The organism is Pseudonocardia yunnanensis (assembly GCF_039534065.1).
GTDB lineage: Bacteria > Actinomycetota > Actinomycetes > Mycobacteriales > Pseudonocardiaceae > Pseudonocardia > Pseudonocardia yunnanensis.
Window position 1 is genome coordinate 1 of record NZ_BAAAUS010000015.1, and the last position, 23,485, is coordinate 23,485.

Sequence of the window (23,485 nt, forward strand, 5' to 3'; positions counted from 1 at the left end):
GATCGAGGGTGCGGGCGGGTTGGGTGCGCCGCTGGCGACGCGGTTGCTGGCTGATGGGCTGGAGGTGCTGGACGTGCCGGCGAAGCTGGCCGCTCGGGTGAGGGTGCTCTCGACGGGTCATGGCCGGAAGACTGATGAGGCTGACGCCGTCTCGGTGGGTGTCGCTGCGTGGACGGCGGCCGGGCTGGTGGCGGTGCAGTTCGACGAGCTCGCAATGGCGCTGCGGGCGCTGGCCGAGCACCGCGACGACCTGGTCAAGACGCGCACCCAGACGGTGAATCGGCTGCATGTGCTGCTCGCGCACCTGCTCCCAGGCGGCGCCGGCCTGGGACTGACCGCTGATGAAGCTGCCGGCTTGTTACGCCGGGTCCGGCAGCGTGATGTCCTCGGGGTCACCCGGCGGCGGCTCGCGATCGAGCTGGTCGGTGAGGTCCGACGGCTCGATGGTCGGATCGCCGCGACCGGTGAGCAGATCATCACCTCGGTCCGGCACCGCGCGGTTCGGTCTCGGGGGACGCACGGCTCAGCCGACACTCCACCCGATCCGGCCCGTCACCCCGAGCCCGCTGGGCGAAATGCCTGGCGGGCTGCCGTGGATGGTCGACGGGAAGCCGCAGGCGCTCGGCGAAGAACCGTGCAAGGTGCCTGTAGCCGTCACGGCGCCTGGTCGCTGCGCGCTCGCCGCGGGCAGCCCGCAGCCGGGGACGCTTCGAAGCCATTGGATCTCGCGCTCGGCAGCCGAGCTCGACGGTCAGTACATCGTCTCTTTGAGGTGCCTGGGGGCGGCTTCGTCGAAGGGTGAACTCGGCGTCCCGACGCGGATACGACCGGAGTTCTTGCCCGATTTCGCCGAGGTCCATGGTGAAGGGTGAACGACGATGAACGCGTAATTTACTTTCGCCCGTCCGCGCGGCGGTCATCGCCCTCGCCGCCCGTCCGCGGACCGGTTGCCCATCGCCCGCTCCCGGTCTTCGGCATCACCGGCCTGGAGGCCCGTACATCGCTTGCAGCCGGGTGCGACTCAGCTGGCTGGCCGACGAGATCCGGCGGCGAGCAGGCCGGCAAGGGCCGAGCTGTGGTCCAGCCGCTTCTGGTCATTCCTCGTGGCCGGTGGTGAGCACGATGTCGAATCGGATCTGGGCCCACGGCTCGTTGCGGGTGGTCCCGTCGGGGGCGTTGCCCGGGTCTTCCCGAACCACGTCGACGACGAGGCTGTCCTTCACACCGAAGACCGCGTCGTGGTCGAGGTGCTCGTCGCCGGCCACGAAGATATGGGTGATCAGCGTCCGGTACCCGGCAGCGGCGACCTTGAAGTGCAGGTGCGCCGGGCGCATGGGTGACCGGCCTGCTGCGGTGAGCAGGTCGCCCACCGGGCCGTCGGCCGGGATCGGATACGACGCGGGTACCACCGACCAGAACCGGTAGCGCCCCTCGTCGTCCGACCGCAGCCAACCGCGGCCGGCGATGCGGTCCCCGTCGTACTGGACGTCGTAGAAGCCGTCGTCGTCGGCCTCCCACACGTCGATGCGGGCCCCGCGGACCGGAGTGCCGTCCGTGCTGCGGACGGTGCCCTGCACAAGGCAGGGCGTGCCGCTCGCGCCGCCCGCGATGTCGCCGCCGAACGGGATCTCCGGGGCGGCGTCGACGAAGAACGGGCCGTAGACAGTGGACTCCGTTGCGCCCGCGGTGGCCGGGGCGTTGATCGCGACAGTCAGCATGGACAGGCCCAGCACGTCAGAGAGCAGGATGAACTCCTGACGACGGTGGTTGGTGATGTGGCCGGTCCGGGTGAGGAACTCGATTCCCGCCTCCCACTCCGCCTGCGTGAGCCGGACGTCGCGGGCGAAGGCGTGCAGATGCCGGACGAGGCTCTGCACGACCTCGCGGAGCCGTGGTGAGGCGGTGGAGTCGAAGCTCGCGAGGACCTTGTCGGTGACGGCCTGCTCCTTCCGGGCGGACTCGTCGGTCTCCGTGGAGATGCTCATGTCTGTCCCTGGTGGGTCGAGGTGGCGTCGGAGCCGTGTGGTGGTGGGCCGGCCCAGGCCGCGTGGATGAGTGCCCGGAGCGCGGGTCGGTCGACGCGGCGCGGGTTGTCCGCCGGCACACCGGGGGCGACGAGGTCCGTCACCTCGTCCACCTGGCTCTCGTGCATCCCGAGCTCACGCAGCCCGGACGGGATACCGAGCTGCCGGGTGAGCTCGGCCAGGCCGGCCACCGCATCGGCCCGGCCGAGGGCCTGAGCGATCCGGCGGGTGGCGTCCGGAGCGGCGGGGGCGTTGAACGCGAGGACGTGTGGAAGCACGATCGCGTGGGTCTGGGCGTGCGGGAGGTCGAACGCCCCGCCCAGGGCGTGGCAGATCTTGTGGTGCAGGCCAGATCCGGCCACCGCGAAAGCGGAGCCGGCGAGGTAGGCGCCGTACAGGAGGTCCGCCCGCCCGCCCACACCAGCGGGTTCGTCGAGGACGGCAGGCAGACCCCGGCCGAGTGCGCGGATCCCCTCCTCGGCCACGAGCGTCGAGATGGGGTTGCGACGCGGCGCCCAGAACGCCTCGACGCAGTGCGCCATGGCGTTCAGCCCGCTGGCCATCGACAGGTCGACCGGCAGTGTCAGCGTGAGGTCGGGGTCGTAGACGACACAGTGGGGCAGCACCCGCTGGTCCACGCCCGTGGTCTTGCGCGCCCCTTTCGTCATCCCCCAGACCGGCGTGACCTCCGAACCCGCATAGGTAGTGGGAACGGCCACGATCGGCAGGCCGGTGGTCAGAGCGACCGCCTTCGCCGTACCGGTGGTGGACCCGCCACCGATGCTGAGCAGCAGGTCGGCGCCTGCCGCGGTGGCGAGGTCGCGCGCGTCCTCGGCGACCCCGGTGGGGACGTGGGGGCGCACGGCCGTGAATGTGGCGGCGATCCGCTCCGCGAACGGCTCGGTGAGCTTGCGGGCGAGCGGTTCTTCTTGCTCCATGGCGATCAGCAGGACCCGCGTGGCATCGAGGCGGGCCACCTCGTCGGCGATCGCGGTGCGGGCCGCGCCCGCGCCGAACACGACCCGCCCCGGCAGGGCGTCGTAGGTGAACTGCTCGCGCATCCGCTCAGCGCCCGGGGATGACCGTGGGCTGGTAGCCGAGGAGCTGCCAGTCGCCGCCGGAGCGGACCCACACAGCGAGGCTGCGGTTGGCCAGTGTCTTCTGCACGCCGCCCGCGGTGAGGTCGGCGTGCATCTCGCCCACGACGATCGCCGTGTCGCCGACGACGGTGATGCGGTCGACCGGGTGGTCGATGCGGTGGTAGGTGTAAAAGCCCGCCCGGCACTTCTCCATGTAGGACTCCAGCGTGTCGGTATCGCCGGTGGAGTGGGTGTAGGCCAGGTCGGGGTGGGCGAGCTTCGCGAAGCCGTCGAAATCACCGGCGACCATCGCGTCGTAGCGCCGGTCCTCCAGCTCGCGGATCTGTTCGGCGTCGTGGTTCATGTCGTTCGTTCCCTTCGGGTGCGCGGAGGCGTTGAGCAGCCGGAGCGCAGCGAGCACCTCGGCCATGTCCGCCTCGCCCAGCCCCGCGGCCGTGGCCTGGCCGAGCACGCCGACCACGGCCTCCGAGCCCGGGAGCGTCAGGCGCTGCTCGGCGGCCAGGTCGAGGGCGAGGCTGACGTCCTTGTGGATGAGGGAGACGGGCGCGGACACCGCCGTCTCGGCGGGGGCGAGGAAGGCATCGGACTTGTACCCGACGTACGGCGCTCCCGCCGCGCTCGTGCTCAGCACCTCGTAGAACACCGCGGTGTCGAGACCACCGGCCTCGGCGAGCAGTATGCCCTCGGCGACCCCCTGGTTGAGGGTGGCGAGCACGGCGTTCACGGCGAGCTTCGCGGTGGAGCCGGAGCCGACGGGACCTGTGTGGTATTGCATCTTCGTCATCGCCGCCAGCACCGGGCTGACACGGGCGAACTGCTCCTCGGTGCTTCCGATCATCGTCGTGATCTGAGCGGCGTCGGCGAGGCTCACGCTCCCGGAGACCGGGGCGTCGACGACCTGCACGCCGTACTCCGCCGCGGCCGCGGCAACCTCCCGAACCAGCGTCGGCCCGACCGTCCCCATGATCACGTGCAGGTGCCCGTCCGCGATCCCGGTGGTGCAGAGCCCGTTGCGACCGGTCACGAACTCGCGCGTGGTGTGGCCGTCAGGGAGCATGCTGATCGTCATCGGGGCGGCGGCGAGATCCGCCACGGCCCGGACGAGGCGCACGCCGTCGGCCGCGAGGTCCGGGTCGTCGGCAGCCGCGGCGAGCACCGGGTCGTAGGCGAGGACCTCATGGCCGGCGCGCGCGAGGTTGCGCGCCATCGGCCGGCCCATTCTTCCAAGACCGGCGAAACCGATCAGCACGGCGATTCCTTTCGTGTGCAGGCTGGCTGCGCACCGGGACCCCTCAAACCCGACCATGGCTCGCGCCGGAGACAGTGGGCTCCTTCGTCGCCGATGATCGAACGGCCACGGGATGAGGGTCCGCCCAGAGCACGAGTGGCCCGTTAACGGCAGTGTTCACTGATAATGAACGCGCTCGCGGTGGCGTGTCAACAGCCTCGCCGCATCTTCCGCGCCCGCTCGGCATACGGCGGCGCAGGCAAGCCTCAGTACCCCGTGTGGTTGCGGCCGTGTACGAACCAGACGGCCTCGACGGGGATGTCGCCGTTGTTGGTGAGCCGGTGGGGGGTGGAGGAGTCGAACGAGATCGCGTCGCCCGGCCCGACCCGATAGGTGTCGAACCCGAGCGAGACGTCCAGGGTGCCCCTGATGATGTACCCGTACTCGGCGCCGGAGTGCCGGGTGAGGTGCTCGCCGGGAACCGAGCTGCCTCCCACCTCGTAGCGCACGAGCAGGAAGTCCACGCCGAAGTCGTGGGCGGCCGCCAGCTGGTCCCAGGTAACCCCGGAGTCCAGCACGAGCTGGCGGCGGTCGGTGGGTCGCACCACCGGGCTGGAGACGCGTGGGCCCGGTTCGTTCAGCTTGGCGAGTGCGCCGTGATAGCTGTGCGTGGCGTGGTCCTCGGCGGGCTCGGTCGGGATCTCGGGCCGGGACGGCTCGCCCGCACCGGCACTGCTGAACAGCTCGTCGAGCGAGAGGTCCAGCGCGCTGCAGATCGCGTACAGCGTGGCGACCGACGGGCGGGACTTGCCGTTCTCGATCTGCGAAACGAGCGAGGCGGAAACCCCCAGATCGCGCGCGAACTGACGCAACGACAGGCCGGCGGCGAGCCGCCTGGCTCGCAGCTGCGCGCCAACTCCGGTGATGTCGTGCCGGTCAGCGTGCTGCGTCGCGCCGGAGGTTCCCTCGACGCCGGACCGCTGCCGACGAGGCACGTCGGAGGCTGCCAGAGAATCACTGGTCGCTGTCACGGATGCACCTCTGGTCGGGCGGGAAGAGCGGCAGGTCGGGGAGTTCCCGATCGTTCAGCATATTGGAACAGCCAGCGAGATGAAAACCGTCACGGCGGCGCACGGGACGCATGCGTTCAGCGATACTGGACAGGTGTGGTGGGACGCCTGACTGTTCCCCTGCCGCGTCGACACCTTGTCACACTCACTGGAAGGCGGACTCGCAACGTGGTGGACAGCAAGCGTGCGCTCGTGGTCGGAGTCACGGGGATCTCGGGCAACAACACCGCCCGGCAGCTGCTCGCCGAGGGGTGGGAGGTGCACGGGCTTTCCCGTAGTGGGGCCGTGCCGGATTCGGCGATTCACCCGGTGGCTGTGGATCTGCTGGACGCCGCTGCGACGCGGCGGGCGGTGGCCGAGGTGCGACCCACGCACGTTTTCTACTGCACGTGGCAGCGGCGGGCGACCGAAGCGGAGAACTGTGAGGTGAACGCCGCCATGATGACCAACTTGCTCGACCCGCTCATCCCGACGGGCGATCTGGAGCACGTCGCACTGGTCACCGGCCTCAAGCACTACCTCGGCCCGTTCGAGGCGTACGCGCAGACGCCGATGGAGACCCCGTTCCGCGAGGAACTGCCGCGGCTGCCCAACCAGAACTTCTACTACGCCCAGGAGGACGTCCTGTTCGACGCCGCCGAACGCGGCGGCTTCACCTGGTCCGTGCACCGGCCCCACACGCTGATCGGCTGGGCGTTGGGCAACGCGATGAACATGGGCGTGACCCTGGCCGTCTATGGGGCGCTGAGCCGGGAGACCGGCGAGCCCTTCGTCTTCCCCGGCTCGCCGGAGCAGTTCAACGGGGTCACCGACGTGACCGACGCCCGGCTGCTGGCCGAGCAGCTGGTGTGGGCCGCGAGCACTCCCGAGGCCTGGAACCAGGCGTTCAACACCGTGAACGGTGACGTGTTCCGGTGGCGGCAGCTGTGGCCGGTGGTGGCCGAGGGCCTGGGCGTGCCGGCGGCGCCGTACCCGGGGCACGCCCAGCCGCTGGCCGAGCGGCTCGCCGACGCGGCACCGGTGTGGGACCGCATCGTCGCGAAGCACGGTCTGGCGGCCACCAAGCTGGAGGAACTCGCGTCCTGGTGGCACACCGACGGCGACCTGGGCCGCCCGACCGAGACCTTCGCGGACATGAGCAAGAGCCGGGCGTTCGGCTTCACCGCCGCCCAGGACACCCGCCGGTCCTTCCTCGACCTGTTCGAGCGGCTGCGCGCGAACCGGATCATCCCGCCGCTGGGCTGACGCCCGGTCGGACCCCCAGCTGATCGAGCACCCAGTCCAGTTCGCGCACCACGTAGTCGATGACGTCGCCCGTCTTTAGATGGGCGGGCAGCACGTCCCAGGTGTAGGTCTCGATCTCCAGGTGCGTGGACTGGGGCTGGGCCAGGTGGGCCTGCAACGCCTGTTCGACGGCGAACCGGGTGGTACGGAACGGACCGAGGTCGTCGAGGAAGACCGGCACGTGGAAATGCGTACGCCACTCCCGACGGCCGCCCGGTCGGGCCCGCCAGTCCTCGATCGCGTCGATCAGGTTGAGGTGACGGGTGATCCTCCCGTCGCGCAGCTCCGAGGTCTGGCTGAGGTAGATGGTGTCGGTGAACCGCTCCAGCTCGTGCACGCTGTCCTCGGTGACCTCGGGCACCCACAGCGCGGCGGCCTCCTGGAGCTTGAAGATCGGCACCCCGGTCGCTGCGAGCAGCTCCAGTGAGGCCGGGACGTCGTCGAACTCGACGGACTGGTGGCCGATGTCGAAGACGATGCCGAGGTGGCGCCGCAACGCACCGTACGCCTCGGAGAGCGGGAGTCTGGCCAGCCGCGCCAGGTCTTCCGCGCTGCGCCGGGAGTAGAGCCGCTCGTCGAAGTACCGGGTCGTCTCCTCGATCGTCTCCAGGTAGCAGAACGGCTCGGGCTCCAGGGCCAGCTTGACACGTCGGCCGGTGCGGCGCTCGACGTCGATGAGGTGCGCGGCTACCCGCAGGATGTTGTGCGTGAAGTCGTCCACGTAGGACTCGCCGGTGACCTTGGGCCGGTAGGCCAGGGGCACGGTCTGGATGGTCGGCTCGGTGCCGGGTGGGGTGAGCTGCGCGAGCACGTCGGCGACGTTCTTCGTGTAGCCGACCCGTTCCTCGGAGGTCCAGTCGGGCTCGTACACCCGTTCCATCACCGGTCCGCCCTTGAACGAGCCATGCGGGAAGGCGTTCACGGTGTAGACGTAGAGGTCCTGCTCGTCCAGGAACCGCCGGAGTCGTTCGCGCTCGCCGGGGGACCCCGCCAGCGTGGTGGCGGACGCTCCGGAGAGCCGCAATGAGACGCCGAACGGCTGGTCCGGGCAGACCCGGCGCTTGATCTCGGGGACGTAGCCGGAGAGGCTCGCGATCATCTGCTCCCAGTCATCGCCAGGATGCACGAGGGTGGAGTAGGAAAGGTGGCCGAATCGGTCCCCGAGGAACACGGTGTACTCCTTCGCGGAGGCGCCGGACCTGCTCCGAAGAGCCGAAACGCGCGGATGCGGTGCGCGGGTCTCGGCGGAGGTAGCGGCGGGCCGGCAGAGGTGGACGCCCGCGGTCGGGCCTGGCGGCGGGCGGGCGATAGATCCTGCGGGCGGGTGCCGGTCCCGGACGAGAACCCGCACGATCCCGCGGTAGCGGGGTGATCAGGGGTGACGTTCCGAACATCGTTCGACGATAGTGAACAGCTCTCGCTCGGCCATCGTCAAGAGTGTGCCGCGGTGAACTGCGCTAATGGCGCTTATCGCTCACGATCACGGCGCATGCTTGACGCAATCGAGGCGGCGCTGTTCACTGCTGACGCACATAGCGTTGAACGCCCCGACGGACCCGCCAACACAGGAGTTGACGATGCGAGCCGCCGTCTACCACGGCAAGAACGACATCCGGGTCGAGGAGATCGCCGAACCGGGCCCGCCCGGCCCACGACAGGTGCGCCTGCGGCCCTACCTCTCCGGCATCTGCGGCACGGACCTGCACGAGTACGCGGCTGGCCCAATCGTCATCCCGACCGCCCCGCATCCCCTGACGGGCGCAGCCGCGCCGCAGGTGCTCGGTCACGAGTTCTCCGGCGAGGTGCTCGAGGTCGGCAGTGACGTGACGGGCGTACGCACCGGCGACCGCGTCGCCGTGATGCCACTGATCCACTGCGGCCAGTGCTACTACTGCCTGCGCGGGCTGAACCACCTCTGCAGCACGATGGCCTGCACGGGCCTGAGCTGGCAGGGCGGCGGGATCAGTGAGCAGGTGGTGGTTCCGGACCACCAAGTCTGTCCGCTCCCCGACACGGTCAGTGACATCCAGGGCGCGCTGGTGGAACCGACCGCGGTGGCCGCGTACGGCGTGGACCGCACCGGGTTCCGCGCGGGTGACACCGTCCTCGTCACCGGTGCCGGACCGATCGGCGCGCTGGTCACGTTGTACGCGCACGCTGGCGGCGCCTCGAAGCTCATCGTCAGCGAGCCGAACGCGAAGCGCCGGGCGCTGATCGAGGCTCTCGGCGTGGCGACCGTGCTCGACCCGCTCGTCGACGACGTTCCGGACGCGGTACGGGAGCTCACCGGCGGGATCGGTGTGGACGTCGCCGCCGAGTGCTCCGGCACGGAGGGGGGCCTGAGTGTCGCGTTGGCGAGCCTGCGCTCGCACGGCACGGCCACGCAGGTCGGGCTGCACGTCGCACCGGCGATGATCGACCCGATGGCGCTGTCCCACCGGGACCTCTCGCTGATCGGCACCTGGTGCTATCCCGTCCACGACTTCCCCCGGATCACCGCGCTCATCGCGACCGGCAGGTTGCCGGTGGAGAAGGTGCTGACGGAGGTGATCGGCGTGGGCGACATCGTCGCCCGGGGTTTCGAGCGCCTGCTGGACCCGGCCGCTGACGCCCAGAAGCTGCTGGTCCGGGTCAATTCGTGAGACTGCGGAAAGAAGGCACGCGAATCATGGCGAGAAGGGCAACCGTCGGCACCGACGCGGTGGACGGCACCTGGCAGGTCACATTCAGCCGCAGGGCAACGGGGCACGGACGGGAGAACACATGAAGGCCTTGCGATTCGTCGGCCACTGCGCCGCTCGCGTCGAGGAGATCCCCGTGCCGGAGATCGGCCCGGACGAGGTGCTGGTGGCCGCGAGAACCGTGGGCGTCTGCCACTCCGACATCGAGCTGCTGGAGGGCCGCTACATCATCCCCTTCGAATACCCGTTGATTCCGGGGCACGAATGGGCCGGCGAGATCGTCGCGGCCGGCTCGGCCGTCACCGGTCTTCGGGAGCATGACCGGGTGGTCGGCGAGTGTGTGATCGGTGCCGACCACTTCGGGTTCAGCATCAGCGGTGCCGCCGCGGAGTACTTCGTGGCACGCCCGGAGTGGCTGCACCGCTTGCCGGACTCCATGAGCTGGACGCAGGGCGCGCTGGTGGAGCCGTTCAGCTGCGGGTACTACGCAACGCGTCGAGCGGGTGATCTCGACGCCAGCGACACGGTCGCGGTGCTGGGCGCGGGCCCGATCGGTCTCGGCGTGGTGGCCGCGGCCGTCGGCCGTCACGCGCGGGTGATCGTGGCCGAGCCGATCGCGGACCGGGCCGACCTGGCGCGGCGGCTCGGGGCCGAGGTGTGCCTGGACCCGACAGCCGACGGGTTCGCGGACGACGTCCTCGAGCACACTGATGGGCGCGGCGCGGACGTGGTGGTCGAGGCCAGCGGAAAGCCGAGCGCAATGGCGGCGGCCCTGGAGATCGCCGCGTTCAGGGCCCGGCTGGTCAACGTCGGCATCGACGTCGGCGGGTCGGCTCCGGCCCGGCTCGGGCTGATCCAGTCGAAGGAGCTGCAGGTGAGCGGCACCATCGGCTCGCCTGGCGTATGGCCGCAGACGCTGCGGTTCCTGGCACGGACCGGTGTCGACCTCTCTCCGCTCGTCACCACAAGCGTCTCGCTGGCCGAGGCGGACAAAGCCGTCGAGCTTGCGCGGACCGATCGTGACCAGGTGAAGGTGCACATCACGATGGAGCAGGGGTGATGGCCGCCGCGACCATGCGCGCCGCCGTCTACCACGGCGCGAAGGACGTGCGGATCGAGGAGCGCGACGTGCCGGTCGCCGGCCCGGGCCAGGTGCTGGTCAGGGTCACGCGTTCGGGCATCTGCGGCACCGATGCCGGCGAGTACCAGCACGGCCCGGGCATGTTCCCTGTGCACCGAAGGCACCCGGCGAGCGGGCATCTGGGACCGATGGTGCTCGGCCACGAGTTCATCGGCGAGGTGGTCGAGCACGGGGAAGGCGCCGATTTCCTCGCAGGACGGCGGGTCGCGACCGGCGCCGGCGTGTCCTGCGGTGACTGCGCCTGGTGCCTCGCAGGCCGTACCAACCTCTGTGCGCGCTACTGGACCCTCGGCCTCAACGCCGACGGCGGTCTCGCGGGGTACGCGGCGGTACCGGCGTCGACCTGCGTGCCGATTCCGGACGGGTGCCCGGACGACGCTGCAGGGCTCGCGCAGCCGCTCGCGGTCGGCCTGCACGCCGCCCGCCGTGCAGATGTGGCACCAGGAGAGACGGTCGTGCTGGTCGGTGCGGGCGCGATCGGCTCCTTCATCCTTTGCGGGGTGGCCGGAGTCCGCCCGGAGCGGATCATCGCGCTCGACGTGGACGAGGCCCGGCTGGCCACTGCCCGTGCCCTCGGCGCGACCGAGACCTATGACGTCTCATCGCGCGACCCGGTGGATCTCGTGCGCGAGCTGACCAGCGGCGAGGGTGCTCCGCTCGTGATCGAGGCCAGCGGTGTGTCCGGCGCGGCGCAACGGGCAGTGCGCATGACCGCCCGGGGTGGTCGGGTGCTGCTGGTCGGGCTCGCCCACGGCCCGCAGGAGCTCGACCTTTCCGACGTGATCTTGCGCGAGGTCGACCTGCGCAGCACGGTCGCGCACGTGTGCGGTGAGGACATTCCGGCAGCGCTGCACCTGCTGACGGCGGGTGGCATCGCCGAGCACCTGCTGGAGCGCGTGATCGGCCTGGACGCGCTGGTGCCGGACGGCCTGGACGCACTCGTCGAACGCCGGTCCACCGGGAAGATCCTGGTGGACCCATGGCACTGAGAATCGGAATTCCCCCCGGGCCGAACACGCCTCGGAATCACTGATCAGCCACAACTGATTCGGCCGCCCTGTCGCGACCGTCCGCAGTGCATGCCGTCAGGAGCGTGCTTCCGTGCGCGCGAACGAACGACGACCGTTCTGCCATTCCTCCCGCGCTCGTTCGAGCCGGTTCATTGATTGTGGCGAGGAGTTACCCGATGAGCGATACGGCAAAGGGCTCCAGGCTGGACACCCCCGCCGATCCCTTGCCCACGGCCGAGCCGTCGGCGGTGACCGGTGACGTCGGTGGCCTGCTGCGGTCGACCCGCGCCTCCCGCGGCCTGGTCACGATCCTGGTCGCGACGATCCTGCTGTTCCTGGTCAGCCTGATCGCCCAGCCGGACAGCCTCAGCCGCAGCTCGCTGCAGGGAATGCTGCCGTTCGCGGCGGTGCTGGCCGTCATCGCGCTGGGCCAGACCCTGGTGGTGCAGCAGGCCGGCATAGATCTCTCGGTACCGGGCACCGTCTCGCTGGCGGTGATCCTGGTGACGCACGTCCCCGATGGCGACAGCGGGAAGCTGCTGCCGGCGGTGCTGCTGGCACTCCTGGCCGGACTGCTGGCCGGACTGCTCAACGGGCTGGTGGTCAGCCGGATCGGCATGCCCGCCATCGTGACGTCTCTCGGCACGAACGCGCTGCTCTACGCGGTGGTCCTGGGGGTGTCCGGCGGCTCGCCGACCAGTACCACCGAAGCGATGCACACGATCGCGACCGGGACCCTGCTCGGGCTGCCGCACGCGGTCTGGTTCGCGATCGTGCTCACCGCCGTGACCGGCTTCCTGGTCAAGCGGTCGGTGGCGGGACGCCGCTTCGAGGCGGTCGGCGACAACGCGGTGGCGGCCGGCCTCGCCGGCCTGCGGGTCCGACGCCACCAGCTCGCCGCCTACGTCTGGGCGTCCCTGCTCTACACGGTCGCCGGCGTCCTGCTCGCCGGGATCGTGACCACGCCCAGCGCCTTCCAGGGCGACTCCCAGCTGCTGCCGTCGGTTGCCGCGGTGGTGCTCGGCGGCACCTCGTTGCTCGGTGGCAAGGGCAGTGCCGTCGCCAGCGTGATCGCCGCGTTGTTCCTCTCACAGCTCAACCAGCTCGTGCTCACCCTCGGCGTCAACCCCGCCACAGGCAACATCGTCCAGGCGCTGGCGCTGGCCGCCGGGGTGGCGATCTACACGATCAACTGGCCCGCCGTCCGTGCCCGGCTGCGCCGCGGCCGCCCCCACCGAGCCCTGGCCTGACCACAGCTTCCCGAGATCAAGGAAGATCCCCATGTCCACCCAGATCGTGCGGCGAACAACGGTGGCCTGCCTGGGCGTGCTGGCCCTGACCCTGGCCGCGTGCTCGATCAACACGACCGGCCACCACCCGGCCCCGGCCGACCCCGGCCGTCCGCTCAACTCCAGCGTGCCGCCGTGGTGCGGTCCGAACCCGATCTCCCTCGCGCTCGCCGACGGCTTCGGCGGCAACAACTGGCGCAAGGTCGCCCTCGGTGAGGCCAAGGCCGAGATCGCGGAGTGCCCGAGCGTGACCTCCTTCTCCTACACCGACGGCCAGAGCAACACCCAGAAGTCGGTCTCCGACATCCAGGGGCTGGTGGCGAAGGGTGCCCAGGCATTGGTGGTCTTCCCGGATGCCGGACAGGCGATGCTGCCCGCGTTGCGCAGCGCGTACCGCGCGGGCGTGATCACCGTGCCGTACCGGGTCAGCCCGGGCGGCCAGGCCGGTACCGACTACGACGCCTTCGTCAGCACCGACTTCCAGCAGGTCGGGGTGCTCTGGGCGCAGTGGCTGGTAAAAGCACTAAACGGCAAGGGGAACGTGCTCAACCTCGGCGGCCCGCCCGCGAACTCGCAGAGCCTCGCCGAGTACCAGGGAATGCAGAGCGTGCTGGCGAAGTACCCGGACATCCACTTCGTCGGCAACACCCCGTACGAGGTGACGAACTGGGACGCCGCACAGACGCAGCAGGTGATCACGGCGGCGCTGGCGAAGTACCCGGAGATCGACGCGATCACCACCGACTTCGGCTCGGCACTCGCGAGCTCGTTCCCGGCCTTCGCGCAGGCCGGCCGGCAGATCCCGGCGATCGCCACCGAGGACGCCAACCAGCTGGCCTGCGACTGGCAGCAGCAGAAGGACGCCGGCCACGAGTTCCCGCTGTTCACGGTGTCCTCGCAGAACGCGATGCCACGCCTGGCCGTCGACGTCGCGGTGGCGCGTGCCAGCGGCGGCGTGATCCCGCAGTCGACCGTGTACCCGCAGAGCGCGTTCGAGGACTCCATCTCCGGCATGCCGCATCCGGTCACCTGCGACGCACAGCTGCCCATGGACGCCTTCGTGTCCAGCAGCCTCAGCGCGGCCGACCAGATCGCAGCACTCCAGTGAAGCGACTGGTTCCTGACCCACAGCTAGGAGCGGACATGCCGGCGACGACCCCGAACACCACCCCGGCCCTGAGCCTGACCGGAGTGTCCAAGAGTTACGGAGCGGTGCGCGCGCTCACCGACGTCTCGCTCGATGTGCTCCCCGGGCGGGTACACGCGCTGCTGGGCGAGAACGGCGCGGGCAAGTCCACACTGATGGGTGTGGCCTCGGGTTCGGTGCAGCCCGACCGCGGCGACATCAGCGTCGACGGCGAGCAGGTGCCCGGCCTGACCACCGATGCCGCCACCCGGATCGGCATCGCGATCGTGCACCAGCACCCGGCCGTCCTGCCGGACATGACGGTGGCGGAGAACATCCGCGTGGCGGTGCCGGCCGGACGGATGCACGGCGGAAGCAGTCGGGCGTGGATGGACGGCCTGCTGCGTACCGTCGGATCGACCGTGCGGTTGCAGGACCGGGTGGACGCGCTCGGTGTTGCGCAGAAGCAGCTGCTGGAGGTTGCGAAGGCGGTCGCACTGGAGCCGAAGGTGCTGATTTTGGACGAGCCGACGGCGCCGCTGGGTGCGGACCAGACGGAGATGCTGTTCGAGCAGGTCAGGCAGGCGACGGCCCGCGGCTGCGCGGTCATCTACATCACGCACCGTATGGCCGAGGTCCGCCGGATCGCCGACGAGGTGACCGTGCTGCGTGACGGCAAGGTCCGGGGCAGGAGCCGCGTCGCGGACGTCGACGACGACGCGCTGCTGCGGATGATCATCGGTCGCGAGCTCGCCGCGGCCTTCCCGCCCAAGAACACCGCCTCGCACGACGCCCCCGAGGTGCTGGACGTCGAAGGGCTGTCGGGAGAAGGGTTCCACGAGGCCTCGATGACGGTGCGGCGCGGTGAGATCGTCGGCCTGGCCGGCATCGTCGGCAACGGGCAGAGCGAGTTCCTGCGTGCGCTCGCAGGCCTGGTCCGCAGCACCGGCCGAATCACCCTCGACGGCCGCCCGATCACGGGCCGCGTGCTGGTCGATGCCACGGCCTACATGCCGGCCGACCGCCACGCCGAGGCGCTCATGACCACCATGTCGGTGCGGGAGAACGCCGCTGTGAGCGCGCTGCCCGCGCTGGCCACCGCCGGTGTGGTGGACCGCGAGCGGGAGCGGTCCGCCGTGGACGAGGAGGTGCGCAGGCTGGCCGTGAAGACCGCCTCCATCGACACCAACGTCATGGCGCTCTCCGGAGGGAACCAGCAGAAGGTGGTGCTTGCCCGCGCACTCCTGGCCGATCCGAAGATCCTGCTGGCCGACGAACCGACGCAGGGCGTGGACGTCGGGGCACGTGCGGAGATCTACCAGATCATGCGGGACGTGGCCGCGTCCGGCGTGCCTGTTGTCGTGGTCTCCTCCGACGCCAAGGAACTGGAGGGCCTGTGCGACCGGGTCGTCGTCTTCTCGCGGGGACACGTGGTCGGCGAGCTCAACGGGGACGAGGTCACCGAGGAGAACATCACCAGCAGGGTGGTCGGCGCCGTCACCCTGCGCAAGCAGCAGGCCGGGCCCACCTCACAGAGCAGGCGCGGTTCCCGGCTTCGGCACCTGGCCAAGGGCGACTACGCCCCGAGCGTGATCCTTGCGCTGGTCATCCTCGCGCTCGGCGCCTACACCTTCGCGCACAACACGCGCTACCTCGCGCCGTTCAACGTGTCCTCGGTGCTCACCCTGCTCAGCGCCCTGGCCTTCATCGCCATGGGGCAGACCGTGGTGATCATGACCGGCGGCATCGACCTCTCCCTCGGGCCGCTGGCCGGGCTCCTGGTGGTGATCTCGTCCTTCTTCCTCGTGGACGGCACGACCCCAGGCGCGATCGTCCTGGCGCTCGTGATCATGATCGTGGTGGCCGCGGCGAGTGGGCTGCTCAACGGCGTGCTGGTGCGCTACGGCGGGTTCACGTCGGTGGCCGCCACGCTCACGCTCTACATCGGGTTGCAGGGAGTGTCGTTGCTGCTTCGCCCGTTCCAGGGCGGCTTCATCAGCACGGAGATCACCGACCTGATCACCGCTACCACCGGCTCCGTGCCACTCGCGTTCATCGCCGCCGTTGTGGTCGCCGTCGGCCTGGAACTGGCCCTGCGGCTCACACCGTGGGGGCGCGGCCTGCGTGCGGTCGGGTCACACGAGGACTCCGCCCGCCGGCTCGGGGTGAAGGTGAACCGCACGCACGTGCTTGCCTACGTCGTCGCGGGCCTGCTCACCTTCCTCGGCGCGCTACTGCTGATGGCCCAGATCGGGGTCGGCGACCCCACGCAGGGCGTGAGCTACACGCTGTCCAGCATCACCGCGGTGGTGCTGGGCGGGGCGAGCCTGCTGGGCGGCCGCGGCTCGTTCATCGGCACGCTGCTAGGCGCGGCCCTGATCCAGCAGCTGCTCAACGCGACGACGTTCCTCGACCTCGGCCAGTCCTGGCAGTACTTCTTCCAGGGCTTCCTCATCCTGGTTGCCGCCGCCGTCTACACGCAGGCCCGCATACGCTCCCGCCGTGCGACATGACCACAACGGGTTCGTTTCTGGCTGCGAAGCTGATCGGTCGGGTGGCGGTACCGAAGATCAACGGTTCTACCCAGGTCTGCGTGCGGTGATCGTCGCGCCGGCGACCCGATCGTCACGACCGGGAGAGCTCGACGCTGAACGACCAACTGAGTGACATCGAGGGCGACCCGGACGCGCGTGGACTCCGATGGACGTCCGACCTGGCCCAATGAGCCGTACCGCTAGGCCTGACGGGCAGCTCAGAGCCTTTGGCCAAGAGCTCGCCGGTTCAAATCCTGTCGTGCCGACGGCACGATGTGCGGTTCCGTACGTCGGTCCAGGCGACGGCGTCGCGGAGCGCTCGCCGGAAAATATTTTGGATGCTGGCGACGGCGCTGGGGGAGAGCCGGCTGTGGACGTGGCGGGGTTGCGGCCTGTGCGGTAGCGGCGGATGGCGTTACCTGCCGCGGAGCGGGTCACCCCTGCGTGGGTGGCGAGCTCGGCCGGGCGGATGGTGCGGCCGGTCGAGGTGGTCTGTCTCCACCGCTGATACAACGGGGCCCTGGTTTGGTGGCTGCTCGAGCTTGCGGCGCAGCTGCTGCGCAGGCCGGGGTCCGCCGGTCGGTGAGGCGTCGCCCCACCGGTCGGTCCGGGCCCCGATCCTCTCGAGCGTCGTCACCGCTAGGACCTCGTGTCCCTCGACAACGGGTACTGTCACCACGATCTCGCCGTCGGTCGCCTGCACTAGCGGCTCGCGCTCCCCGATCAGTGCGCGCACGGTGGACCGGACGGTCATCAGCCTGGCGTGGTCGCCCGAGGTGAGTGACAAACTGCGTGACAACCGGCGCGCACATTCAGTGACGGCAACGGATGTCCACGGACGAGTTCGTCGGGTGAACTGCGGAAACGCCCTTATGGGCCGCACCCTTGCATTGCTTCACACCGAAGAGGTCACTGGTTCGATCCCAGTATCGCCCACCAGCCAAAACGGCCCTTCCCGCGATCGGGAGGGGCCGTTTGACTACACGGTCTGACAACAACGTGGCCGTTTCTCCGCGAGCCCGACTTCCACCGCAGCGGCGAGCAGGTCGGCGGGGCGTGGGGTGGCCCGGGCGGGGTCGAGGCACACCGATACGCGGGTGTCGATGTCGGCGGTTGTGGCCGGGGTGAGATCCACGAGCTCGGCGAGGATGCGCTGCGACAGCGCGGGAGCGGCCGGGTCGAGTTCTCGGGCGACGTGGTCGCGCACCGTGGTGCCACCGGCCGGGGCGGTGTCCACGGTGACTGCGATGTGTCGGATCAGCGGCAGGTAGCCCAGGTCGGCCAGCAGCGCCCCCCAGGAGGCAACCCAGGTGTCGGCCCGATCGGGGTCGGCGAGGTCAAGCCCGATGGGGGAGCAGCGCAGGACCGCGGTCAGCGTGCCGGTGCGCCGGTGCCACAGCAGGGCGTGTCGCCCGCCGCGGCCGTCGTCGACGTCGAGGGGGCGAAGCGGCGCGAGCACGCCGGGCAGGTCCGCCGCCCGGGGATGCTCGGCCAGTACCCCTGCCGACAGTTCCGTCCACCCGGCGGCCTGCGCCCGGTGGAACCGCATGCGGCGCAGCACGACGTCGATGGCGCTGACGCCGCCGATGCGCACGACCATCGCAGCCACGACGAGGGCAGAGGCCCCGAGCAGCGGGATCGTTGCGGACGGGACGGCAGACACGGCCAGGAGCGGGGCGAGCACCGCGCAGAACAGCACGATGGTCGAGGAGGTGGACAGCGACCCGATGCCCCAGCCGCGCTCGGCGCGCCAGTTCCCATACAACCGCGGCCTATTGTCGAGGCTTCGTGAGTTGTCGATGCTCATTCGCGGTCTCCCGCGTCCGGCTTGACGAGCATCTGTCCGGCGGCGCCCTGAGCGGCCTTTGTCGCCGCGATGCCCGCTGCTGCTGCCGCGCCACCCAACGCCGCGCCGGCCGAACCTGCGCTGGCTGCAGCGCCGGGGCCTCCCTGTCCACCGCTGAAGGCGGCACCGCCCGGAGCGGCCTGTCCGCCGAAGGTCGCGTAAGAGCCGGGGCCGCTGGCCTCCATCGCAGCGGCCCGTCCGACCGCCCCGCCTGCTCCGTGGCCCTGGGACATGGCGATCGCGCCTGCGGATCCGAGGAACCCGGAGCCGTTGCCGCCTCCGCCGTTGATCTGGGTGCCGGACCAGGCGAAGAACTTCAGCAGTATCGGCATCGCGATCACCGCGAGCAGCAGCACCATGATCCCGGTGATCATCGTCGCCGTGCTGCCGCCCTCGGCCGCGGTCGGGGAGGACAGGTAGGAGAATCCGATGTAGTAGATGAACGCGGCGGCGGGTTGTAGGCGACCATCGCGATCAGCCAGACGATCAGCTTGTCCAACCAGCCCCGGGTCGAGCGGGTCAGCGATCCGGAGGCAGCCAGGGGCAGCATCGCCGCCAGTACCAGCAGCCCGGCTTGGCGCATCGCCATCAGTACCCACTGCACGAGTGAGAGCACCGCGGCGATCAACGAGACGAGCAGCACCAGGAACGTGGCGTCGCCATCGACGAGGACTTGCTGCATGAGCAGGGCGAAGTTTTTCGCGGCGCCGTCGAGCAGCTGACTGGCCAGAGCGTCGCCAGCTCGCAGCGCGCTCTGCAGAATGACCAGCCCGAGAGCTGAGACGACCGCGTAGCGGATGAGCCCGGTCGCCACCATGATCAGTGGCTCGCCCTTGCGGGAGAGAATGAGCCGGATCGACTGCACCAGCACCGAAGCGACCAGGATGATCAAAATCAGGTCTCGGGTGACGCCTTGCGCCGCGACGACAGCTGGATCGCGGGGGTCGACGCTGTCGGTCTCCACCCACCACGTCGCGGTGGTCACCACGAGCTCGGCTGCGCTGCGGGCGACCTCGGCGATCATGCTCTGCAGTACCGAGCCGAACGCCTGGCCGGCCTGACAGCCCAGGTCGAACGTTCCGCACCCGTCTGCGGGTTGCACGGGCGCGATCACGGCGTCGGTCCCAGCAGGCGGTAGCCGGTGGTGTCGGGGTAGACGCTGGGGCCGGGGACCGGGACGCGTAGCTGCCAGTCCCGTCCGGACCAGCGCATCGCGACGGCGACCCGGGAGAGGCCGCCCCGGGCGCGGGGCTGCGGGGTTTCGGCCAGCAACGACAGCACCACGAACTCGCCGCGGGGGTCGCCGGCGATGACGCGGAAGTACATCGCCGTCGCGCTGACGGCCTCCCGCGGTGGGGCGTCGGGGCGGGGGAGAGCGGTGAACAGGCGTTCACGGGCGCGCGCCACGTCGCCCCAGCACTGCTCGTCGAGAGTCGCTGCGAGGACCTCCGTTCCTGCGGCGGGTGCCGTGCGTGCGCCGATGTGAGTCGCGGCAAGAGCGGCGCCCAGATCGTCGTGACTGAACCCCGTGGCGCGCCCGTTGAACTCATGGAAGGGGCCGTGCCGCGATGACGAGGCCGCTACGCCGCCGGGCACTGTCACGAGCACGACGCGATCTCTTGCTGGCTCCTGCAGGCGCGGCGTCGTTGAGCAACCAACCACTGCGGCGGCGAGCACGACCGTCGCGGCGACGGCTGGTCGTAGAAGGCGCCTGGTCATATCTGGAACGCCCCGACCAACAGCGCAGCCACCGATGCCAGCGCGAGGCCCCCGATCACCCACGCGGACCCGACGAGGCCTTCGTAGGCGGTGGCCGAGCGGTTGCGGCGGCCGATGATGAGCATCAGGGCGCAGATGAAGATCCCGAGGACACCGGCAACGATCACGCCCCACTTGAGCCACCCGAGCAGCTCACCCGCAAGCTCGTCGAGGCCCGGTGGAGCAGCAGGCGGTGGATTGGGAACAGCTGCTCTGACAGCGATCATGGTGTCCTTCCTCGAGTGGGGACTGCGGCCCGCCCGGCCGCAACTGTCGGGCGGGCCGTTGCCGGGGAGCGGTGCTCCAGGGCGGCGCACAGGTCGTTCAGGGCGGCGGCGTAGCGCCGCAATGAGCGGGGCATCTCGGTTCGGGGGAGGGAGAGCAGGCCGCGTACCTCGTCCAGCGGGGTGGCGAGGTCACGCCACCGTCGGACGAACGGCAGCACAACGACCGCGGCTGCATGCGGCTCCAGCAGGCGCAGCCGGGCGGTCACCGGCCGACTCGGTCCTGACGCGTCCGCAGCCGTGACCGCCAGCATTGGCTTGCTCCCAGTCGCGGCGGCTACCAGCTGTGCCGCGCGGCCAGCTCGGATCAAGGAGTCGCCGGTGGCCCGGCAGACCAGTACGCCGACTGGTCGTCCGACGAACACGCCGACATCTGCGGCGCCGATGGCGCTGGCGACCGTCGTGGCGCCGACGCCACCCGCGACTCCGGCGACGGACAGTCGGTCCCGTCGCGCAGCTTTCCGATGACGTCGGGTAATCGGCGCCTCCGTCAGCTCAGCAGCCATGGTCACCGACCCGCCTCCCTTCGTGTCGGGGGAAGCGTCCGGTCGGGGTGCGGCTGGGACGTGGTGGTCGGCACGGCGGCCTTGTGGTCGTGCGGTGAAAACGCCGCGCGACATGAGGGAGCAACGCGTGGCTCCACGCTTGCCGACATGATCAATCGCCGGTACGTGGTGCCCGGCCCGTCCGGACGCGAGGAGCGTCGGTGGCAGAAGGTTGGAAACCTGTGTTGCCCGGTCTGTCGTGGCGCGGTGCGCGCCCAGCGACCGGGCTATTGGCGCATGGCAGACGGCCCCGTGCCCGCCTGGTCACACACCGACGGCCGCGCGCTGTGCCGAATCCCTAGCGACGGCGGCACGAGGATCGCCGATCCCGTGCCGCGTCATCCGGCCCGCGCTATGCCCCATCGGAACGATCGCGAAGGGCCTCCAGCTCCACGCCCGTCATGAAAATGCAAAGGTTCTTACCAGCGGTCGGCCCAGCGCTCGACCTTGGTCACCGCGACCCGGCGCCGCGGATCGGCTCCGGTGGGGCGAACCCGTATCCAAGCTGTTCAGCTTCGTGGATGTCGTCGCGGATCTCCCAGCGGATGCGTAGGCGATCTTGGTCAGGAACTTGCGGAACTCGACGGCGCGGTGGCGCCGGTGCAGCGCGGAGATCACGGTGCCGTCTTCGACGTTCAGCGCGGCGAACAGGCTGGTCGTGCCGTGCCGGACATAGTCTTGGGTGCGTTTCTCCGGCATGCCCGGCATCATCGGGAACGCTGGCTGGGACCGAGCCAGGGCCTGAACCTGGGACTTCTCGTCCACACTGAGCACGACCGCGGCCTCAGGCGGGTCCAGATACAGCCCGGTGATGTCGTAGACCTTCTCCACAAACAACGGGTCATTGGATAGCTTGAACCCCTCGGCCCGGTGCGGCTTGAGCTCGAACGCCTTCCAGATCCGGCCGACGCGCCCGGGACCGTGCAGGACCACGTGACCTGCGGCGACGCTGGTGGGGTTGGTTTTCGACCGGCGGCGGTGTGCGTCGAGCACAGACCGATGGCCCCGACTCCAGCTTCCCTCCAGCTCGACGGATCCATATCAACGTCCCAACGAGGAGAGCATCCGCGAACGCAGCCTTGAGTTTCTCGTGCGAATCCAGTCAGATTAGCGATTCCAGCATTCGCCTGCACGTTACGCCGGTCGGACAGACGCCCTGGTCAGATCAGACAAGAACGTTGTTACCGCAGTTGCTTGATGACCTTCGCGAACTCGGTCATGTGCAGGTCGAGCACGGTGAAGTAGGTCAGCCCGAGCTCCTGCCGGTACCCGTGCAGTGTCTCGGCGATCTGCTGTGCGGAGCCGTAGAGGACGCTGGGCATCCGGAGTATGTGCTCGTCGTCCAAATCCGGGGCGGTCCGGCGCACCACACTCAGATCCAGTTCACCGCTCACCGAGACAGCAGGCACCAGCAAGTTCAGCTCCAGTCTGCCGAATCGCTCCCCTGCAGCGACTCGCACGAACTCGACACGCTCGGCGAGAGCCTTCTGCGGGTCGACTCCCGGCTTCGCCAACGACCACCCGGCGAAGCCGACGACGTCGGCCTCCGTAGCGGCCAGCCGCAACATGCGGTCTCCGTCACCCGCCAACATCAACGGCGGCCCGGGCTGCTGGTACACGGCCGGCGACCCGGACGCGAACATCCGGCGCAGCTCGCCGACCGTATCTGCCAGATGCTCGAGCCGTTTACCGGCGCTCGGGAACGGCAGCCCAGCCGCCACGAACTCCGCCTCGGCGTAGCCGGCACCGAGTCCCAGCTCAAGACGGCCCTCCGTAAGTTGGTCAGCCTCGGCGACATCCCGGGCGAGCAACGCCGGCCGATAGAAACCGGCGTTCAAGACGGACGTGCCCACCCGCAAGGCAGTCACTTCCGCAGCCGAGAGCAGAGCCGGAAAAGGCGCCGGCATGCTCAGGTGATCCGGTAGGAGCAGAACGTCGTAATCGAGGTCCTCGACCTGCCTGGCCTTGTCCTGCCAGACGGTCCGGGATCCGGAGTCGGCCAGCATAGTGACTCCGAAACGGAACGGACGTGGCATCTAATGCCTCCTTCGATGGACAAAAAATAGATGTGTCGCCGGCTTCGACAGAGCTGGACACCGAGCGGGACGAGGGGTGCACCTCACTCCCGCAGCTCCATCCCCCCTCGATGTGGAGCCCCGGAGCGAGCGACTCGGCTATGACGTCGCAGAGGCGGTACGGCGAGGCTGGCCATCCAGCTCCAGTCACCAACCGAAGCCGGCCCGGAAGCAGAGGGCGTTCGGGTCGAGGCTGCTTCGACCCAGGTCTTCCGAGCGGTGTCAATGGAACGGCTGAGCCGCTCCGGATCGACATCCCGCGAGAAGGCGAGCCGCGCGGGCCTGACCGCCGTCAACTTAATCATCGGTGGACGGAATATTCGGAAATTCGGACGTTCCGCGCTGCGCATACGCGGCTAACTAGCCAGCGCGCCTGCCTCTGCGCGGCGGAGAGGTCGGTCCCGGGGTCAGGCCTCGGCAGCATGGTCCAGACAACTCCGAGCTCGGGATCCGGGGGTTGCGGGCATAGCATCCCATCTTAAGAAGTCGC

The 23,485-nt window shown here is 69.7% G+C and carries 20 protein-coding genes and 1 pseudogene; 8 read left to right on the top strand and 13 right to left on the bottom strand.

Annotated elements, in window-relative coordinates:
* Positions 1-802, top strand: an 802-nt coding sequence (locus ABD743_RS15900) for an IS110 family transposase (protein ID WP_344722845.1), incomplete at its 5' end; no start/stop codon positions are given.
* A gap of 292 nt (positions 803-1,094) precedes the next feature.
* Here the strand turns inward: ABD743_RS15900 and ABD743_RS15905 are convergent.
* The 4 genes from ABD743_RS15905 to ABD743_RS15920 form a co-directional block, all read right to left on the bottom strand.
* Positions 1,095-1,985, bottom strand: a complete 891-nt coding sequence (locus ABD743_RS15905) for an intradiol ring-cleavage dioxygenase (RefSeq protein ID WP_344722846.1) — start codon at positions 1,983-1,985, stop codon at positions 1,095-1,097.
* On the bottom strand, positions 1,982-3,085 hold the full coding sequence (locus tag ABD743_RS15910) for a maleylacetate reductase (RefSeq protein ID WP_344722848.1): 1,104 nt from the start codon (positions 3,083-3,085) through the stop codon (positions 1,982-1,984). Before ABD743_RS15910 ends, ABD743_RS15905 begins: the two co-directional genes overlap by 4 nt.
* A 4-nt stretch (positions 3,086-3,089) precedes the next feature.
* Positions 3,090-4,373, bottom strand: coding sequence for an NAD(P)-binding domain-containing protein (locus ABD743_RS15915; RefSeq protein WP_344722850.1), 1,284 nt, complete (start codon positions 4,371-4,373; stop codon positions 3,090-3,092).
* Between the two features lie 245 nt (positions 4,374-4,618).
* The gene (locus tag ABD743_RS15920) at positions 4,619-5,383 is read right to left on the bottom strand and encodes a helix-turn-helix domain-containing protein (protein ID WP_344722852.1); all 765 of its coding nucleotides are present in this window, start codon (positions 5,381-5,383) and stop codon (positions 4,619-4,621) included.
* A gap of 210 nt (positions 5,384-5,593) precedes the next feature.
* On the opposite strand from ABD743_RS15920, the gene ABD743_RS15925 reads away from it, so the two are divergent.
* A complete protein-coding gene (locus tag ABD743_RS15925) occupies positions 5,594-6,667 on the top strand; it encodes an SDR family oxidoreductase (RefSeq protein ID WP_344722853.1) in 1,074 nt (357 codons plus the stop codon).
* Here the strand turns inward: ABD743_RS15925 and eboE are convergent.
* The gene (gene eboE, locus ABD743_RS15930) at positions 6,648-7,877 is read right to left on the bottom strand and encodes a metabolite traffic protein EboE (RefSeq protein WP_344722854.1); all 1,230 of its coding nucleotides are present in this window, start codon (positions 7,875-7,877) and stop codon (positions 6,648-6,650) included. The genes ABD743_RS15925 and eboE overlap by 20 nt on opposite strands.
* Positions 7,878-8,283: 406 nt before the next feature.
* Here eboE and ABD743_RS15935 point away from each other — a divergent pair, with 406 nt between their 5' ends.
* The 6 genes from ABD743_RS15935 (at position 8,284) to ABD743_RS15960 (ending at position 16,466) form a co-directional block, all read left to right on the top strand.
* Positions 8,284-9,348, top strand: coding sequence for a 2,3-butanediol dehydrogenase (locus ABD743_RS15935; RefSeq protein ID WP_344722855.1), 1,065 nt, complete (start codon positions 8,284-8,286; stop codon positions 9,346-9,348).
* A gap of 121 nt (positions 9,349-9,469) precedes the next feature.
* Positions 9,470-10,447, top strand: coding sequence for a zinc-dependent alcohol dehydrogenase (locus tag ABD743_RS15940; RefSeq protein ID WP_344722856.1), 978 nt, complete (start codon positions 9,470-9,472; stop codon positions 10,445-10,447).
* Complete coding sequence (locus ABD743_RS15945) at positions 10,447-11,517, top strand: zinc-dependent alcohol dehydrogenase (RefSeq protein ID WP_344722857.1); 1,071 nt, start codon at positions 10,447-10,449, stop codon at positions 11,515-11,517. Before ABD743_RS15940 ends, ABD743_RS15945 begins: the two co-directional genes overlap by 1 nt.
* A gap of 197 nt (positions 11,518-11,714) precedes the next feature.
* Positions 11,715-12,788, top strand: coding sequence for an ABC transporter permease (locus ABD743_RS15950; RefSeq protein WP_344722858.1), 1,074 nt, complete (start codon positions 11,715-11,717; stop codon positions 12,786-12,788).
* 31 nt (positions 12,789-12,819) lie between these two features.
* Positions 12,820-13,935, top strand: a complete 1,116-nt coding sequence (locus tag ABD743_RS15955) for a substrate-binding domain-containing protein (protein WP_344722859.1) — start codon at positions 12,820-12,822, stop codon at positions 13,933-13,935.
* Positions 13,936-13,970: 35 nt separating this feature from the next.
* Positions 13,971-16,466 carry an ATP-binding cassette domain-containing protein gene (locus tag ABD743_RS15960; protein ID WP_344722860.1) on the top strand — a complete coding sequence of 832 codons (2,496 nt, stop codon included), beginning with the start codon at positions 13,971-13,973 and terminating at the stop codon, positions 16,464-16,466.
* Between the two features lie 1,000 nt (positions 16,467-17,466).
* Here ABD743_RS15960 and ABD743_RS15965 read toward each other — a convergent pair.
* The 8 genes and pseudogenes from ABD743_RS15965 to ABD743_RS16000 all read right to left on the bottom strand — a co-directional run bounded on the left by ABD743_RS15965 (position 17,467) and on the right by ABD743_RS16000 (position 22,956).
* Entirely contained in the window at positions 17,467-18,294 is an 828-nt protein-coding gene (locus ABD743_RS15965) for an SCO6880 family protein (protein ID WP_344722861.1), read from the bottom strand.
* A complete protein-coding gene (locus ABD743_RS15970; protein ID WP_344722862.1) occupies positions 18,291-18,707 on the bottom strand; it encodes a hypothetical protein in 417 nt (138 codons plus the stop codon). The genes ABD743_RS15965 and ABD743_RS15970 overlap by 4 nt, the downstream gene beginning before the upstream one ends.
* Positions 18,704-19,435, bottom strand: a complete 732-nt coding sequence (locus ABD743_RS15975; RefSeq protein ID WP_344722863.1) for a hypothetical protein — start codon at positions 19,433-19,435, stop codon at positions 18,704-18,706. The genes ABD743_RS15970 and ABD743_RS15975 overlap by 4 nt, the downstream gene beginning before the upstream one ends.
* Before the next feature lie 8 nt (positions 19,436-19,443).
* The gene (locus tag ABD743_RS15980; protein ID WP_465270069.1) at positions 19,444-20,052 is read right to left on the bottom strand and encodes a DUF8175 domain-containg protein; all 609 of its coding nucleotides are present in this window, start codon (positions 20,050-20,052) and stop codon (positions 19,444-19,446) included.
* The gene (locus ABD743_RS15985; protein WP_344722865.1) at positions 20,049-20,318 is read right to left on the bottom strand and encodes a hypothetical protein; all 270 of its coding nucleotides are present in this window, start codon (positions 20,316-20,318) and stop codon (positions 20,049-20,051) included. Before ABD743_RS15985 ends, ABD743_RS15980 begins: the two co-directional genes overlap by 4 nt.
* Positions 20,315-20,584 (bottom strand): hypothetical protein, encoded by a 270-nt coding sequence (locus ABD743_RS15990; RefSeq protein ID WP_344722866.1) that lies wholly within the window; start codon positions 20,582-20,584, stop codon positions 20,315-20,317. Before ABD743_RS15990 ends, ABD743_RS15985 begins: the two co-directional genes overlap by 4 nt.
* Positions 20,585-21,475: 891 nt before the next feature.
* Positions 21,476-21,829 (bottom strand): annotated as a pseudogene (locus tag ABD743_RS15995) (transposase); the annotation flags it as partial.
* Positions 21,830-22,101: 272 nt separating this feature from the next.
* Entirely contained in the window at positions 22,102-22,956 is an 855-nt protein-coding gene (locus ABD743_RS16000; protein ID WP_344722867.1) for a TIGR03621 family F420-dependent LLM class oxidoreductase, read from the bottom strand.
* Positions 22,957-23,485 lie beyond the last annotated feature (529 nt).

Coding starts and splice junctions, on each gene's coding strand:
- ABD743_RS15955 (WP_344722859.1), top strand. CDS start 12,820: ATGTCCACCCAGATCGTGCGGCGAACAACGGTGGCCTGCCTGGGCGTG.
- ABD743_RS15940 (WP_344722856.1), top strand. CDS start 9,470: ATGAAGGCCTTGCGATTCGTCGGCCACTGCGCCGCTCGCGTCGAGGAG.
- ABD743_RS15945 (WP_344722857.1), top strand. CDS start 10,447: ATGGCCGCCGCGACCATGCGCGCCGCCGTCTACCACGGCGCGAAGGAC.
- ABD743_RS15960 (WP_344722860.1), top strand. CDS start 13,971: ATGCCGGCGACGACCCCGAACACCACCCCGGCCCTGAGCCTGACCGGA.
- ABD743_RS16000 (WP_344722867.1), bottom strand. CDS start 22,956: ATGCCACGTCCGTTCCGTTTCGGAGTCACTATGCTGGCCGACTCCGGA.
- ABD743_RS15935 (WP_344722855.1), top strand. CDS start 8,284: ATGCGAGCCGCCGTCTACCACGGCAAGAACGACATCCGGGTCGAGGAG.
- ABD743_RS15965 (WP_344722861.1), bottom strand. CDS start 18,294: ATGAGCATCGACAACTCACGAAGCCTCGACAATAGGCCGCGGTTGTAT.
- ABD743_RS15910 (WP_344722848.1), bottom strand. CDS start 3,085: ATGCGCGAGCAGTTCACCTACGACGCCCTGCCGGGGCGGGTCGTGTTC.
- ABD743_RS15985 (WP_344722865.1), bottom strand. CDS start 20,318: ATGATCGCTGTCAGAGCAGCTGTTCCCAATCCACCGCCTGCTGCTCCA.
- ABD743_RS15980 (WP_465270069.1), bottom strand. CDS start 20,052: ATGACCAGGCGCCTTCTACGACCAGCCGTCGCCGCGACGGTCGTGCTC.
- ABD743_RS15950 (WP_344722858.1), top strand. CDS start 11,715: ATGAGCGATACGGCAAAGGGCTCCAGGCTGGACACCCCCGCCGATCCC.
- ABD743_RS15970 (WP_344722862.1), bottom strand. CDS start 18,707: ATGATCACCGGGATCATGGTGCTGCTGCTCGCGGTGATCGCGATGCCG.
- ABD743_RS15905 (WP_344722846.1), bottom strand. CDS start 1,985: ATGAGCATCTCCACGGAGACCGACGAGTCCGCCCGGAAGGAGCAGGCC.